At 74.2% G+C, this 15,238-nt stretch carries 8 protein-coding genes; 5 read left to right on the top strand and 3 right to left on the bottom strand.

Features of this window, described 5'->3' with window-relative positions:
* Positions 1-794 precede the first annotated feature (794 nt).
* From ACFYWQ_RS41700 to ACFYWQ_RS41680, 5 genes are all read left to right on the top strand, one after another.
* Positions 795-1,103 (top strand): hypothetical protein, encoded by a 309-nt coding sequence (locus tag ACFYWQ_RS41700; protein ID WP_389525503.1) that lies wholly within the window; start codon positions 795-797, stop codon positions 1,101-1,103.
* 357 nt (positions 1,104-1,460) lie between these two features.
* On the top strand, positions 1,461-1,928 hold the full coding sequence (locus tag ACFYWQ_RS41695; RefSeq protein ID WP_389525501.1) for a DUF4334 domain-containing protein: 468 nt from the start codon (positions 1,461-1,463) through the stop codon (positions 1,926-1,928).
* 40 nt (positions 1,929-1,968) lie between these two features.
* Positions 1,969-3,063, top strand: a complete 1,095-nt coding sequence (locus tag ACFYWQ_RS41690) for a zinc-binding dehydrogenase (protein WP_389525498.1) — start codon at positions 1,969-1,971, stop codon at positions 3,061-3,063.
* A gap of 432 nt (positions 3,064-3,495) precedes the next feature.
* Positions 3,496-3,954 carry a DUF485 domain-containing protein gene (locus ACFYWQ_RS41685; RefSeq protein WP_389525496.1) on the top strand — a complete coding sequence of 153 codons (459 nt, stop codon included), beginning with the start codon at positions 3,496-3,498 and terminating at the stop codon, positions 3,952-3,954.
* Positions 3,951-5,585, top strand: a complete 1,635-nt coding sequence (locus ACFYWQ_RS41680; RefSeq protein WP_389525493.1) for a cation acetate symporter — start codon at positions 3,951-3,953, stop codon at positions 5,583-5,585. Before ACFYWQ_RS41685 ends, ACFYWQ_RS41680 begins: the two co-directional genes overlap by 4 nt.
* 48 nt (positions 5,586-5,633) lie before the next feature.
* Here the strand turns inward: ACFYWQ_RS41680 and ACFYWQ_RS41675 are convergent, their stop codons facing one another.
* From ACFYWQ_RS41675 to ACFYWQ_RS41665, 3 genes are all read right to left on the bottom strand, one after another.
* A complete protein-coding gene (locus tag ACFYWQ_RS41675; protein WP_389525490.1) occupies positions 5,634-8,894 on the bottom strand; it encodes a family 78 glycoside hydrolase catalytic domain in 3,261 nt (1,086 codons plus the stop codon).
* A 32-nt stretch (positions 8,895-8,926) separates the two neighbouring features.
* A complete protein-coding gene (locus ACFYWQ_RS41670) occupies positions 8,927-12,373 on the bottom strand; it encodes a glycosylhydrolase-like jelly roll fold domain-containing protein (protein WP_389525487.1) in 3,447 nt (1,148 codons plus the stop codon).
* Positions 12,374-12,634: 261 nt separating this feature from the next.
* The gene (locus ACFYWQ_RS41665; RefSeq protein ID WP_389525484.1) at positions 12,635-15,223 is read right to left on the bottom strand and encodes a beta-L-arabinofuranosidase domain-containing protein; all 2,589 of its coding nucleotides are present in this window, start codon (positions 15,221-15,223) and stop codon (positions 12,635-12,637) included.
* Positions 15,224-15,238: the final 15 nt, after the last annotated feature.

Below are 15,238 nucleotides of genomic sequence, written 5' to 3'. Positions count from 1 at the left end.
CGGCCACCGCGGCCCGGAGCGCCTCGGACCGCCGGCGCGGGGCGGACGCTCACGTCCGTGTGTCCCCCGTGCCGGCGTGCTGACGGACGGCGGCGGCCCGGCCCCGGCGCGGTGACCGCCGGGGCAGGCGGCCGGCCCGCCGTCCGTCAGAGGAAGCCGCCGCCGCCTGGAGCGCGGTGGACGGCGTGGTACGTGTGCGGCATGGCGTGCACCCTTCGTTCCTCGGCACGCCGGCGTCGCTGGACAGCCCCGTGCCGGATCTCCGGCGGCTCGTGCACACGTCGCGGCGGCCCCCGCGACGAACGGCCCCCTGGGAGCGGTCCCACACTCACCAGAAAGCGCTTTCTCCTGTTCCGACCGCGACAATAGGGCGGGGTGCGGCCGGCTGACAAGGGTCTGTCACGGGGGAGGTGCGGTCGGCGACGGATCGTGTGACAGATCGTCAATAAGCGTTGGGACGCGGCGGTTTGGGGACCGACGGCAGGTTCGACGGATTCGACGGTACGGAGGGTCGACGACATCGCCGTCGCCGTCCACATCGAGACCGGCGACGGCAACGGGAACGGTTCCCTCGGCCGGGCCGACGGCTTCCTGAAGACCCGGTGCACCCTCGAAACCGCCGTGCACGAGCTCCGGTTCGACGAGGACGGCTCCGGCAGAGGTGCCCGGCGCGGCCCGACACCTGCCGGTGCGGGTCCACGGGCGCGGGCCGGGGCCGCCCGCGCCGCAGCACGGAGTCAGTACGTCCGGGTCACGGACGGGTGTTCCCCCGCATTCGGCGAGCCGGACGGGGCATGAACCACTCCGTGATGGCCTGTGCCTGCGCCGACATACCCGGCGCCGCCCGTTCCACCGTGCTGTTCGGCCTCATCATGCCGATCGCGCTCGCGCTGCTCACCGTGGCCGTGCTGACCGTCGTCTGCGCGGTTGCCTGGACCGCGGACCGTCTGCTGCGCCGCCCGCCCACCCGGGCGGAGCGGCACGACACCGACGCCCCGCCACCCGGTGCCCCGGCCGGCCCACCCTCGGACCCGGAGCCCGAAGCGCGGACCGGGCTGGACGCGTTCACCTGGACCGAGGAACACCCGGACCCGCGGCACTGAGTCACGGTCCCGGGCCCCGGGGTGCCGAGAGCCCCGAAGCGCTGGGGACAACGGGGGCCTGGGGCGTCCTTGAGCACCCGCCGGGGCGGGGTTCGGCACGCCGCCCATGACCGCTACGCCGGGCCCGCCTCGATCGAGGTGTTCCCCCACAACGGCCACGAGGACGGAGCCGAGTACGACCTGCCGCGGAAGCCGGCGACACTGCGGCAGGTCCTCGGCGGCCGACCGGCGTACCCTCCGGGCCGTGTTCTTCCCTCCTGCCCACTTCCCTCCTGCCCCTGGCACTCCATGAAACAGTGATACATAATGCCAATGTTTGTTTCATGCAGTGGTCTCCCACAGAGGGAAGGACAGCCGATGGACATCGACGAGGCGCGCGCCCGGTTCGCGGTCCTGCGCGGCAAGGACTCCGCCGTCCCGGCCGGGGAACTCGACGCCGTCTGGGCCGCGTTGCCCACCGTCCGCGTCGAGGACGTCCTCGGCGAGTGGCGCGGCAGCGGGTTCGACACGGGGCACCCGCTGTACCGGCGTCTGCGGTCCTCCGGCTGGTACGGCAAGTCGTTCCTCTCGGCCGACGACGCCAAGCCACTGATCATGCGCGGGGAGGACGGGCGGCTGTACTCCGACACCGAGCTGGGCAAGGGCGAGGCCAGTCTGTGGATGGTCGAGTTCCGGGGCGAGTCGACGGCGACCATGGTCTACGACGGCCAGCCGGTCTTCGACCACTTCAAGGCGGTCGACGACCGCACCCTCATGGGGATCATGAACGGCAAGGGCTTCGGCGAGGACGGTCCCTTCTTCTACTTCATCCTCGACCGCGTCTGAGCGGGCCGGCCGGTCCCCCCGACGGAGACGGAGCCTGAGCGTGAAAGCCGCAGTGGTGGACGCGGAGGGCGGCGGATTCGCCCTCCAGGACATCGACATCGCCGAGCCCGCGGGCCACGAGGTGCTGGTGGAGGTGAGGGCGTCCGGCCTCTGCCACACCGACCTCACCCTCGCCACCCACGCCCTGACCCGCTACCCCCCGCCGGTGGTGCTGGGACACGAGGTCGCCGGTGTCGTCACCGCCCTCGGACCGCGCGCCACCGCCTTCGCCGTCGGCGACCACGTGGTGGGCTGCCTCGTCCAGTGGTGCGGCGACTGCCCCGCGTGCCGGGACGGCAGGAGGCACCAGTGCGGCCGCCCCGGAACCACCCTGCGCGATCCGCACCGGCAGGCCCCCCGGCTCAGCCGCGCGGGCCGGCCGGTCACCCAGGCGATGGGGCTGGGCGGCTTCGCCGAGCGGGTCCTCGTCCACGAGAACCAGCTGACCGCCGTCCCGCGGCGGATGCCGTTCGCCCCGGCCGCCCTGCTGGGCTGCGGGGTGCTGACCGGCGTGGGGTCCGTGCTCAACGGCGCGCGCGTGCGGGCCGGGGAGACCGTCGCCGTGATCGGCGTGGGCGGCGTCGGGCTGAACGCGGTGAGCGGGGCGGTGATCGCCGGCGCCTCCCGCATCGTCGCGGTCGACGTGCGGCCCGGCAGACTGCGGCGGGCACGCGCCTTCGGCGCCACGGACGTCGTCGACTCCACGGCCACGGACGCCGTCGCGGCCGTGCGCGAACTCACCGGGGGCGGGGTGCGGCACGCCTTCGACGTCGTCGGCGTGGCGGCCACGACGGACCAGGCGCTGCGCATGACCGCCCTCGGGGGCGCCGTGCACGTGGTGGGCCTGGCGGACGGGAAAGAGGAACTGAAACTGTCCCTGCCGCGGCTGCTGCTGGAGCAGAAGCGGCTCCAGGGCCTGATCATGGGGTCGGCCGACCCCCGGCGCGACATCCCCCGCTACGCCGACCTGTACCTGCGGGGCCGCCTGAACCTCGACGACCTCGTCTCCCGGCGGATCGCGCTCGGCGAGATCGACGCCGGGTACGCCGCCCTCCGGGACCCTGCGGTGGCACGCGTCGTCGTCACGTCCTTCTGATCCGCCCGACTCCTTCTGATCCGCCCGACCGGACCGGCCCGCGGCGGTCTCCGCGCACCGGACGCCTCCGGTACGGCGGGCCGCCCCGGAATCTTGGCCGAGGCAGTCCCGGCCGGCCCCCGTCCGCCGGCCCCCGGGCGCCGCGCGTTTTCCGCCTCCCTCCGCCCCGGCGGACCCGGGACGACAGCACCCCGCCCGCCCGGCCCACCGCAGGTCAGCGGCCCCCACCCGACCGGGAGTGACATCTGACATCCCACCGGAAACAGGAGTAACACCTCTGGATCCGTCGCGTATCAGCCGTCCACCGGCCACTTCCGGAAAAACCCTCCACGTCGTACGCGTGGCCGAATACCGTGCGAGGACCCGAGCCGCTCCCCCACGCCGTCACGCGCCCGTTCACGCGGGGCCGCCGCCGCTCCAGGAGATCCGTACATGTCCTACGGGAACGCCGAGCCGCACCCCCGACCACCCGCCCTCCCCCATCCCGCCCTCCCCCATCCGGCCCTCCCCCCGCTCCCGGCCCTCGACAGCGGCTCCCACGACGGGCGGCCGGACGGCGGGGCCCCTCCCCGCTCCCGCGCCGGCGACCACGGCGCCCTGCGCCGGCTGCGGCGGACGTACCGGCGCCAGCGCCGCGTGACCACCGTCCTGGCCCTCGGCTACTTCACGGCGTTCCTCGTCCTGTCCGCGAACGAACCCGACCTCATGGCCCGGCCGTTGCCCGGCGGCCTGCCGCTCGGCGTGGTCCTCGCCCTCTCCCACGTCCCCGTCACCTGGCTCGCCGTGCTGCTCTACGAACTCACCGCGCGACGCTACGTCGACCCCCTGGCCCGGCGCATCGAACGGCACGCCTCGTGGGGCTCCGCACCGGGCCGGGGGCCGGGCCGGTGACCGTCTTCGACGGGACGGCGCAGACCTGGTCGCTGGTGGCCTTCTGCTCCGCCGTCAGCTTCACCCTCCTGCTGTGCGTGCTGACCGGACCCGACAGCGACGACCTCGCCGAGTTCTACACCGGCTACCGCTACCTCTCCCCGCTGCGCAACGGGCTGGCCATCGCCGGGGACTACATCTCCGCGGCGACCGTGCTCACCATCGGCGGCGTCATCGCGCTGTGCGGCTACGACGGTGTCGTCCTCGCCGTCAGCACCCTGCTGTCCCTGCTGGTGCTGATGTTCCTGCTCGCCGAACCGCTGCGCAACACCGGCCGGTTCACGATGGGGGACGCGCTCGCGCGCCGCACGTCCGGCCGGTCGGTGCGGATCGTGGCCTGCCTGGTGACCATCGCCTCGCTGGTGCCGATGACGCTCGTCCAACTGGCCAGCACCGGCCAGCTCCTGGCGTACATCCTGGGCTTCTCCAGCGCCTCCATGAAGACCGGCTGCGTGGTCGGCGTGGGCACCCTGATGATCGTGTACGCGGCGGTGGGCGGCATGCGCGGGACCGCGCTGCTGCACATCCTCAAGATGGTCACGCTGCTGGGCAGCGGGGTCGTCGTCGCCGTGCTCGTGCTGCACGCCTTCGACTTCCGTCCCGCGGCCCTGTTCCACAGCGCGGCCGAGCGCAGCGGGGCGGGCGCGGCCTACCTGCGCAGCGGCCTCCAGTTCGCGGGCGGGCCGTACCCGCGTCTGGACATGGTGACGACCCAGTTCGCCATCGTGCTGGGCGGGGCGTGCCTGCCGCACGTCACGATGCGCATGTACACCGCGTCCGACGCACGGCAGGTCCGGCGGTCGATGTCCTGGGCGGTGTCGTCCGTCGCCCTGTTCGTGCTGGTCGTCACCGTGATCGGGGTGGGGGCGACGGCCCTGGTGGGACGGGCGGGCATCACGGCCGGCGATCCGCGCGGCAACACGGCCTATCTGCTGGGCTCACGGGCCGCGTTCGGCGAGCACGTCTCGCGTCCGGAGACGCTGCTGTTCACCGCGGTCACCACGGCGATCTTCCTGACGCTGCTCGCGTCGGTGGCCAGCATGACGCTCGCCTGCGCGAACTCCCTGGCGCACGACGTCGTCGCGTCCCGCCGCTCGGGACTGACCCCGGTGCGCGAGACGGCCGTGGCCCGCGTGTCGGCGGTGGTGGTGGGCGTGCCGGTGATCGCGCTCGCCGCGCTCGTCCAGCACCGCAGCCTCCAGCCCCTCGCCACGGTCTCGTTCTGCCTGGCGGCGTCCGCGATCGCGCCGGCGCTCGTCTACAGCCTGTTCTGGCGGCGCTTCACCCGGACCGGCCTGCTGTGCACGCTCGTCGGAGGCTCGCTCGCCGTGCTGGTGCTGATGCCGGGCACCCGTCTCGTCTCCGGTTCGCCCACCGCCGCCTTCCCCGAATCCGACTTCAACTGGTTCCCGTTCACCACGACGGGCCTGGTCTCCATCCCCCTCGGCTTCGTCCTCGGCTGGCTGGGCACGGTCCTTCCCGGCCGGCGGGCGCAGCGGGAGGCGCGGCGCGGCTACGAGTCGGTGGAACGTCTCATCCTGGCCGGACCGGAGGGCGGGATCGCCCCCGGGCGCACCGAGCCGGGACGCTGACCGGCCCGGGACGCGTTCCAGCGCGTCCCGGGCCGTGCACCCGCCGGGTCAGGCCGGGTCGGCGGCGGGCGGCGTGGAGCGGAAGGTCCAGTGGCCCGAACCGACCGCGTACACCGCCTCGGTGGCCGTGGACCCGATCAGGCGCGCGCCCCGGGGGGCGGTGGCGCGGCCGTCGGAGGCCGGGACGTGGATCTGTGCCGTGCTGCCCGCGGGGACGTCCACCGTGAGCCGGAACCGGTCGGCGGTGCGGGCCCAGTCGGTGCGGGCGACGCCGTAGGGGGTCCGGTACGAGCCCGATGCCGAGGTCAGGTCGCCCTCGACGGCGGGGTCGACGAGCAGTTCGGCGTAGCCCACGGAGTCGGAGGTCTGCGCGATGCCCGCGATGCGGCCGGTGAACCAGGAGTCGATGGCGCCGAGCATGAAGTGGTTCTGCGACTGGCCGGGGCCGCCGTCCCAGGACTCGCCGAGCGTGGTGTTGCCGGCGAGCACCTGGTAGCCGTAGCTGGGGCTGGTGGTCCGGGTGGCGATCCGGTACACGATGTCGTCGCGGCCGGCGCCGGACAGGACGCGGAAGGCCGCGGGCAGGGAGATCTCGCCGAGCTGGAGGTGGTAGCCGGCGCTCTCGACGGATCCGGTGAAGTGGGCCAGCAGCCGGTCCCGCTCCCCGGCCGGGTAGGCGCCGATGTCCAGGGCGAGGGCCTCCGCGCCGTGGCCGCCGCCGGCGAAGGTGCCGGTGGCCTGGTCGTAGTACTTCGCGGCGAGGGCCCGGGCGGAGGTGTCGGCCTCGGCCCGGTAGTCCGCGGCGGCCGTGTCGTCGCCGAGGACCCCGGCGATCCGGGAGAGGGCGTCGACGACGCGCCAGTAGCCGTAGGTGCCGGCCACCGCGCGCGGGAAGGTGCGGTCGGGGGTGAACCAGTCGCCGAGGCCGTAGTCGAGGATGCCGCCGGAGACCTGGGTCTTGAGGAAGGCCGCGTACTGCCGCATGCGCGGGTAGTAGGTGCGCAGGGTGTCCCGGTCGCCGTAGGTGGTGTAGAGCTGCCAGGGCACCAGGACGAAGGCGCCGCCCCAGTTGGAGTCGTTGCGGTAGGCGCCGGGCAGGCTGGTGTACTCCGGGACGGTGCTCGGGATCAGGCCTTCGGCGGTCTGGGCGTCGGCCATGTCACGGACGATCTTGCGCAGGTGGGCCTGCATGTCGTAGTTGGCGGCGAGCGCCGGGAAGACCAGCTGGTCCTGCTCCAGCCAGCCCAGCTTCTCCCGGCTCGGGCAGTCGGTGAGGACGCTCATCATGTTGCCCTCGACGGCCCGGCGGATGATGCCGTGGATGCCGTTGATCAGCGGGTCGGAGCTGGTGAAGGTGCCGGCCGAGGCGTTGTCGGTGCGCAGCACCTTGCCTCGCACGGTGACCGTCGCGCCCTCGGGCACGCCCTTCAGTTCCAGGTAGCGGAAGCCGTGGTAGCCGAACGTCGGGTGCCAGGTGGCGGTGCGGGTGTCGCGGGTGGTGTAGCTGTCCCACAGGGGCGCGCCGACGTTGCTGATGGACTGGAAGGCGTGGCCGTCCTTGAGGCTCTCCGCCGGGTAGACGCGGATCTCCGTCCCGGCGGGCGCGCTGACGGTGATCTCCGGCCAGCCGGCGATGTTGCGGCCCAGGTCGAAGACGCGGCTGCCGTCGGCGCCGTCGACCTCCGTGCCGGTGAGGGTCTCCACGACCCGGATCGGCTCGGTCTCGCGGGCGCTGAGCGCGGCGGGCGCGGCGGCGGTGCCGGGGGCGCTCACGGTGACCGCCCGGTCCCAGGAGCGGCGGTCGCCCTTCGGCTCGTCCCAGTGCGGGATCTCGCGGCGGGCGTCGTGGTCCTCGCCGCCGTACCAGTTGCTGGAGGTGGTGGGGCCGAGCGTGGTACGCCAGTCGTCGCCGCTCGTCACGGTGCGGACGCTGCCGTCGGCGAGGGTGACCTCGAGCCGGGCGATGAGCTTGGGGTCGCTGATGTTGCCGTACAGCTTGCGGTAGCGGTCGGCGGTGCTGACGACGTTGGACATGCCGTTGCCGAGGGCGACGCCGAGGGTGTTGGCACCGGGGCGCAGGCGGTCGGTGACGTCGTAGGTGGCGTACTGGACGCGTTCGCGGTAGTCGGTGTTGGCGGGCTCCAGCACGGCGTCGCCGACCGGTTCGCCGTTGAGGGTGGCGTCGTAGACGCCGAGGCCGGCGATGTACAGACGGGCGCTGCGCATGGCGCGCGGCAGCTGGAAGTCGTCGGCGAGCAGGGGCAGTCCGGCGGGCAGGTACGGCTTCGGCGGCCGCTGCCCGGTGACGCCGGCGAGCGTGGTGAACGGTCCGGCCGGGGCGTCGGCCGCCGACAGGGCGTAGTCGACGGGGAAGTTCGGGACCTTCCCGTCGTCGGTGAGGACGTCGGCGCGCGGGTATAGCGCGACCTGGTCGAAGGTCTTGACCGACTTGAGGTCGAGGGTGAGCGTGACGGGGGCGGCCGAGGTGTCGGCGGAGGTGTGGGGGGCGCTGGAGTAGCCGGCGGCGGTCTGGAGGGCGCTGTTGGGCAGGCCGTCCACGGCGAGGGCGGGCTCGTAGGTCTTGCGGATCGTGGTGGTCTCGGAGGCGGTGACCGCGGCGCCCTTGGCGAGCCCCGAGGTGTCCGTCGCGGAGTCGCGGACGTCGATCTCACCGAGCTGGAGGCGCCAGGTGCGGGCGTCGACGCTCTCCTTCAGCGGCAGGCCGAGGCGGGTGACGTCGAGGCGGAGGTAACGGGCGGTGGTGCGGGGCAGCTCGACGACGACCGGCTCGATCTCGCGTTCGCTCAGCCGCCAGTCGGGATGGGTGATCCACTGGGCGTCCCAGTCGGACGCCCGGGTCAGGCCGGTCTCGAAGACGGCCGTGTCGCTCCAGCCGGAGTCCTCGCGGGAGCCGGACCAGAGCATGACGCGCCAGTAGACGCGGTCCCGGGAGCCGAGCGCGCGGCCCGCGTAGGTGGTCTCCGGTACGGCGGAGGCGACCTTGCCGGAGTCCCACAGGTCGGGCTTCCCGGAGCGCAGGCGTTCGGGGGAGGTGGCGGCCTGGACGCGGTAGGCGCTCTGGAGGGTGTTCGCGGCGCGGGCCGCCGTCTCCCAGCTGAGCACGGGGGTGGTGTCGTCGATGCCGAGCGCCTCGTCGAGGTGCTGGGTGCGCAGGTGGACGGGGCTGACGGAGGTGGTCGCGGCGGAGGCCTGCACGGTGCCGGACACGGTGGTGACGAAGGCGGTCAGCGCGGCGGGCAGCAGCAGGGCGAGGCGCCGGCGTCCGGCGCGGGGTCTGGATCTGGGCATGGCGGTCCTTCGGGAGAGGGGTGTGCGGCTCGTCAGACGCGGTCCAGGCCGACCGTCACGCGGCGCTTGAAGCGCAGGGTGACCGGGCCGAGCAGGCCGGAGGGCAGGGGCTTGTTGCGTTCGTTGGAGAGGGTGTTGGAGACGCGTACGGCGAGGCGGTTGCGTCCGGGCACGAGCAGGCCGGTGACGTCGGTGACGAACGGCGCCCACAGCAGCGGGTCGCCTTCGGTGCCGTTGACGGTCACCGCGGCCACGTCCCGTACGTCGCCGAGGTCGAGCAGCACACGCCGGCCGTCGAGGACGGCGCGGTCCAGGTCGATCTCGGTGGTGTAGGTGCCGGTGCCGGAGAACAGCGGGGCGCGCGCGGTCCAGCTGCCCAGGGGGCCGGTGACCGGGGTGTCCCCGTCGCGGTCCAGGGTGAGGGTCCAGTCGCCGGTGACGGGGAGCGCGGTGAGCGGGTCGTCGACCCGGACCGTGCCGCGGTGGGTGCGGCCGGCGTCGGTGCCGGTGAGCCCGTGGCTGCCGGGCTCCGACACCTCGACCGTCGCGCGCAGGGAGCCGCCGTGCCGCTCGACGGAGAGGACGTCGACCGGGGCGTCGGTGAGGTGGGGCACGGCGGCCGCGGTCCGGCGGACGACGACGATCCGGGTCTCGTACGGTCCGAAGGCGAGCGGTACGTGCAGGCCGCGCCTGGTCTCGCGGAACGCGGGTGCCGGACGGGTGTCGCCGGTCGCCGGGTCCCACAGCTCGGGGACGCCCCCGGCGGGCAGGACCGCCGTGGTCGACACGGCCGTGGCGCCCTCGTTGTTGAACAGGAAGGCGGTGTCCTCGCCGCGGGTGACGCGCAGCGCGCGGATCGTGTCGCGGGCCGGTTCCAGGACGGCGGCGGCCCCGGCGGCGTGGGCGGCGGCGCCCAGGGCCGCGGTGCCGTCGACACGCACCGCGTGTCCTCGCCCCAGGGCGCGGCTGCCGGGGACGGCGTCGCCGAACAGGTCGGACAGGGCGCGGGCCAGGGAGCGGTCGTTGCCGTCGGCGTCGTCGGCGGGCAGGGTGCCCACGGCGACGACGGTCCCGCCGGCCCGGACGAAGGCGCCCAGGGCGCGGACGGCGGCCGCGTCCAGGATCGGGGTGAGCGGCAGCACGACGAGGTCGTAGCGGGCGGCGCCCACCGCGAGGCGTCCGGCGCGCACCCGGGCGTGGGCCAGCAGCTCCGGGTCGTCGGTGAGGGCGCCCTCGTGGAGGAGGTCGAAGTCGACCTGGGCGCGTTCCAGCGCGTAGGCGGCGTCGGCGAGCGCGCCGTCGACCGCGCCCTGCCGGTCGGTGCCGGTCCACTGCTCGGCGGCGCGCTGCGGCTGGAGGATCGCGGTGCGGGCGGCGGAGGTGCCGCGTGCGGCCTCCATGACCCGGCCGATCCACTCGGCGAGCGGGCGCATGGACCACCACCACGGGGCCCGGGGCCCGAACGGCGGCGGGAAGTAGACGACGGCCTCGTCGGTCCACAGGGCGTGCAGGACGGTCAGGTTGACCCCGCGGGCGGCCTGCGCCCCGACGGTCGCGTGCACGAAGCCGGGCGTGACCTGCCAGCCCATGTTGCCGAACATCTCCATCAGGGCCCGCTCGCGGCCCATCTGGTGGGCGACCGAGACCGGGTTGCGCGGGAGCATGGTCTGCTCCCCCGCCACGTACTCGGCGGTGATGATGTCGCCGCCGGGGACCTGCGCGTGCTGGTTGACCTTGTGCAGGTCGCCGGTGGTGGGGATGCGCTTGGCGGGGGACGTCTCGTCGTAGAGCGGGTTGGTGATCAGCGCGACGCCCCGCTCCTCGCACCAGCGGGCCTGCGTGCGGAAGTAGGCGGCGAACCGGTCGGACACGGCCTGCCAGTAGCGGCCGCGGGTGATCCGGCCGGTGCGTCCGAGGTCGTCGAAGGCGCTGGCGTAGGCCACGCCGGGCTCGACATCCACCGCGCGCAGCGCCGCGTCGAGCGTGGGCGACCAGGGCAGCCGCTTGAAGTGGGCCTCGGCGGAGGCGAAGAACGGCTCGTCGTCCCAGAAGCCGGGGACGACGGTGCCGAAGAAGCGGCGGAAGCGGCGGTGGTACTCGCCGGGGACGATGTCGAGGAAGAGCCGTACGGGCTCGTCGTCGAGCAGGTCCACGTAGCTGCGGCTGTAGCCCTGGGTGTCGTCGATCAGCGGTGTCCCGCCGAACAGGTCGATCTGCCAGCGGCCAGCCGGGGCCTGCCAGACGCCGTCCGCCGTCAGCCGCGCCGTCAGGTCGACGACGTCGGACGCGTCCGTGGCACCGGCCGGGCGGGCCGCGGCGGCGACGGCCTCGGCGCCGAGGGAGGCCCGTTCGGGGAAGTCGCCCGCGGCGGCCGGATCGTCGAACGCCGTCGTGTACAGCGTGGTCCCGTCGGCCACCGTGACGGTGAGGGCGTCCCACAGGCCGCGCTCGTCGCCGACCGCGCGCACCCCGACCCCGCCGGCGGGGTGGCGGTCGTCGACGGCGGTGCCCTTGTCGCGGCCGTCGAGCGTGACGGAGAGGGAGCCGCCGCGGAGGGTGACGGCGAGGGTGTGGTACTTGGTCTTGTTGAAGCCGTCGGTGCGGGTGCTGCGCAGCAGCTGGACGGGGTCGGCGTCGCGGGCCAGGCGCTGCACGGTGACCACGCCGGTCTGGTCGAAGGAGACCGCGTAGCCGTCGAGCGCGTCGGCGGAGGCGCGGACGACGAGCCCGGCGGCGGTGTGGTCGGCCTTGCCGCTCGCGGTGACGGTGAGGTCGGTCCAGTCCTCGCCGCCGCGCAGGGCGGTGGCGCCGCCGAGGACCGCGGCGTCGGCGACCAGGTGTCCGGCCTCCACGCCCACACCGGTGCTGCGGCGCAGCTCGGCCCGGACCGGGCCCTCGACCACGGTGGTGGAGCGCCACAGCGCCTTGAGCCGGAGGTCGGGGCGGGGGGCGTAGGTGCGGGAGCCGACCGTGCCGCCCTTGACGATGTACTCGCCGGCCCGGCCGCTGGGGAAGTGGTCGTCGTTGAACAGCCAGACCCGCATGCCGGTGCGCTCGGCGGTGCGCAGCACGTGCTCGACGACGTCGAACCAGTCCTCGGTGAAGAAGACGGGCCGCATCGCCTCGTTGTCGAAGGAGAAGAGGATCACCTCGTACATGCCCTTGTCGCGCAGGTCGGCCATCTGCCGGTCGACGAGTTCGGGCGTGACGGGGCCGTTCCAGTACCAGTAGACGGTGGGGCGGCTGTCCCTCGGCGGGTCGGTGAAGCGCCGCGCGGTGAAGGCGGCGGGGCCGGCCTGCGGTGCGGGGTCCGGGGTGGCGGCGGAGGCGGGCGGTACCGCGAACCCGAGGCCGGGCAGTCCGGCGGCGACGGCGGTGCCGACGCCGGCCGCGGCGACGAAGCCGCGTCTGGACAGGGGGGTGGCGGGGGCGGCGGTGTCCGCGTCGGGGCCGGGGGTGTCGGGGGTGGTGTCGGACATGCGGGAGCTCCTGCGGGAGGCGACGGCGTGCGGGCGCAGCCGGGAGGGGACGGGTGGGGGTGAGCCGGGGAGGCCGGGGACGGGACAGGCGGGGAGACCGGCCGGGAAGGCGAGGGACGGGACAGGCGGGAGACCGGCCGGGAAGGCCAAAGACGGGACAGGCGGGAGACCGGCCGGGAAGGCCAAAGACGGGACAGGCGGGAGACCGGCCGGGAAGGCCGGGAGCAGGACGAGTGGGGAGGCCGGGGTGGGTCGGAGTGCTCAGCCGGCGGCCAGGGCGGCCACGTCGGAGGCGCTGAGGGCCCGGTTGTGGACCCGCAGGTCGCGTACCGCGCCGTGCAGGTACGGGTGGGTGCTGTTCTGGGAGCGTCCGAGGTACGTGCGGGTGGTCGCGCCGAGCAGCAGCGGGCTCGCCACCATGGCCGCGTTGCGGCCCGCCTCGACGCCGTCGAGGTAGAGCACGCCGGTGCCGCCGCCGAGGGTGAGGGCCACGTGCGTCCACCGGCCCACGGGCAGCGGTCCGGTGGCGTCCACGACGTCCTCCCGCTCCATTCCCGCGATCTTGAGTGCGGCGCGGGCACGCCCGGCGCCGGTGGTGGCGGCGAGGAAGAGGTACGTGTCCTTGTGGTAGCCGAAGTCGAGGACACGGGCGGAGGCGGCGAGGGTGTCGACCCGGACCCGGAGGCTGACGGTCAGTTCGTCCAGGCCGCTGACCAGGCCCGCGGGGAGCACGACATGGCCGCCGCGGCCGTCCAGCGCCACGGCCGGACCCGTGCCGTCCTCCGTCCAGTCCGCGCCGGCGGCCAGGGTCGCGGCGGCGAAGGTGCCGGTGGTGTCGGCGGCGGAGGTGCCGCTCCCCTCGTCGAACGGGTAGCGGGCGACGTCCCGTTCGGGGGACCGGCGGGGGGTCACCGCCCAGTAGACGGTGTAGCGCTGGTGGTGCACCTCGTGGAACGGCCGCAGTTCCACGGACCGGCCGTCCGCGAGCGCGGTGAACCGGGTGGCGGTGTCCGGGACGGGGCGCAGCGACTCCGGGCGGATCGTCGGCAGCGTGGCGAGCGCGGTGTCGCCGTACTGTCCCGCCAACACCAGGGGCCCGTACGACACCGTTGTCACCTGGGGGTTGTCGGGTGCCGGGGTCCACACGGGCCGGCGCGGCAGGGTCAGCTCGACCGTGTCGCCGGGGCGCCAGGTCCGTTCCACCGTGGCGTACGTGCCCGGCCGGAGCCGGGCGGTGACGGGGCGGCCGTCGACCTCCAGGACGGCCGGGCGCCCGGTGCCGGCCACCCAGGCGGGGATGCGGACGTGCAGCGCGAAGCGTCCCCGGCCGCGGGTGACGGTGAGGCGGGTGCGTCCGTCCGACGGGTAGTCCGTCTGCTGGCGCAGCGTCACTCCCTGCTGGTGCCAGTCCACTTCGGAGGGGATGAACAGGTTCACCCAGAGGGCCGGCGGTTGCCCGTCGCGGGAGCGGAAGTAGACGGAGTCGGCGAACTTGGTGTGCGTCTCCAGCCCGGTGCCGTGGTCGCAGGAGAAGTTGTCGTAGTCGCCGCTGTAGCTGCCGGGGGCCGAGCCCAGACCGCCCTTGGGTTCCCGCCGGGAGCCCGCCCACAGGCCGGTGTAGTAGGTGACGAACCCGTGCTCGGAGTCGGGGTCCTGCTCGCCCAGCATCTGGTTGTAGAGGGTCCACTCGTAGTGGTCCATGAGGTCGGTGCGGCCGGGCCGGTGCAGGAACAGGTGCCGGCCCAGCTTCAGCATGTTGTAGCTGTTGCAGTTCTCGCAGGTGACCTCGGAGAGCCGGCTGGCGATCTCGCCGGGCGGCCCGAAGAGTTCCTGGTTGGAGTTGCCGCCGATGGCGTACGAGTGGTGGCGTACGACGGTGGTCCAGAAGGTGTCCGCGATGTCCAGGTAGCGGGACTCCCCGGTCGCCTCGTAGGACGGCACGGCCCCGACGATCTTGGCGATCTCGGTGTTGGCGTGGCGTCCGGCGAGCTCGTCCCGGCCGGCGGCGAGGGGCGCGTACAGCTCCTCGTGGTCGAAGCGGCGGGCGGTGCGCAGGTGCGCGGGGTCGCCGGTCTCCTGGTACAGCCGGGTCAGCACGTCGTTCATGCCGCCGAACTCCACCTTGAGCAGGTTCTGCATCCGCTCGTACGACAGCGGCGCGGTGCGGGCGTCGGCCCACGCGGCCATCTCCCGCAGGACGTCGAGGGCCTGGCGGTCGCCGCCGAGGCGGTACTGGTCGAGCAGCCCGGCCATGATCTTGTGCAGGGTGTAGTACGGCGCCCAGGGCTTGCCGCCCGCCTCCAGTTGGTCGAAGACGGACTCGGGGAACGCGGAGAGGTAGCCGCGGGTGAAGCCGGCGGCCGGCGCGGCCCGCTGGCACTCGGCGAGCGCCGAGACCAGGGCGCGCCCCTTCTCGGCGTACGCGGGGTCGCCGGTGTGGGCGTGCGCCTGGGCGAGGGCGCTGAGCAGATGGCCGGTGGTGTGGCCGCGCAGCTGGATGTCGGGGGCCTCCCATCCGCCGCAGGGTTCCGCGGCGGAGGGCAGGCCCACGGTGCGGCGGAAGGTGTGCAGGAGCCGGTCGACGTCGACGAAGAGCAGATAGGCGCAGGTGCGGCGCATGTTGGCGAGGAAGGGGCTGTCCAGGAGGCGGACGTCGGACAGCTCGAAGGCGGCGAGGGCGGGGCCGCCGGCCGACGGCCCGGCGGCCGGCGGCCCGGTGACCGGGTGGGCCGCGGGTGCGGCGGCGTGGGCGGCCGCGGGCGGCGCGATGGTGGTGACGGCCGCCGCGGCCGTGGCGGTGAAGAGGACCTGACGGCGGGACGGACCGGCGGTGTCGCGAGGCACGGACAACGTGCGGACTCCCTT

It is taken from the genome of Streptomyces sp. NPDC003247 (assembly GCF_042888135.1).
GTDB lineage: Bacteria > Actinomycetota > Actinomycetes > Streptomycetales > Streptomycetaceae > Streptomyces.
The sequence above is the reverse complement of the archived record's forward strand: the minus strand, read 5'-3'. Positions and strand labels throughout refer to the sequence as shown.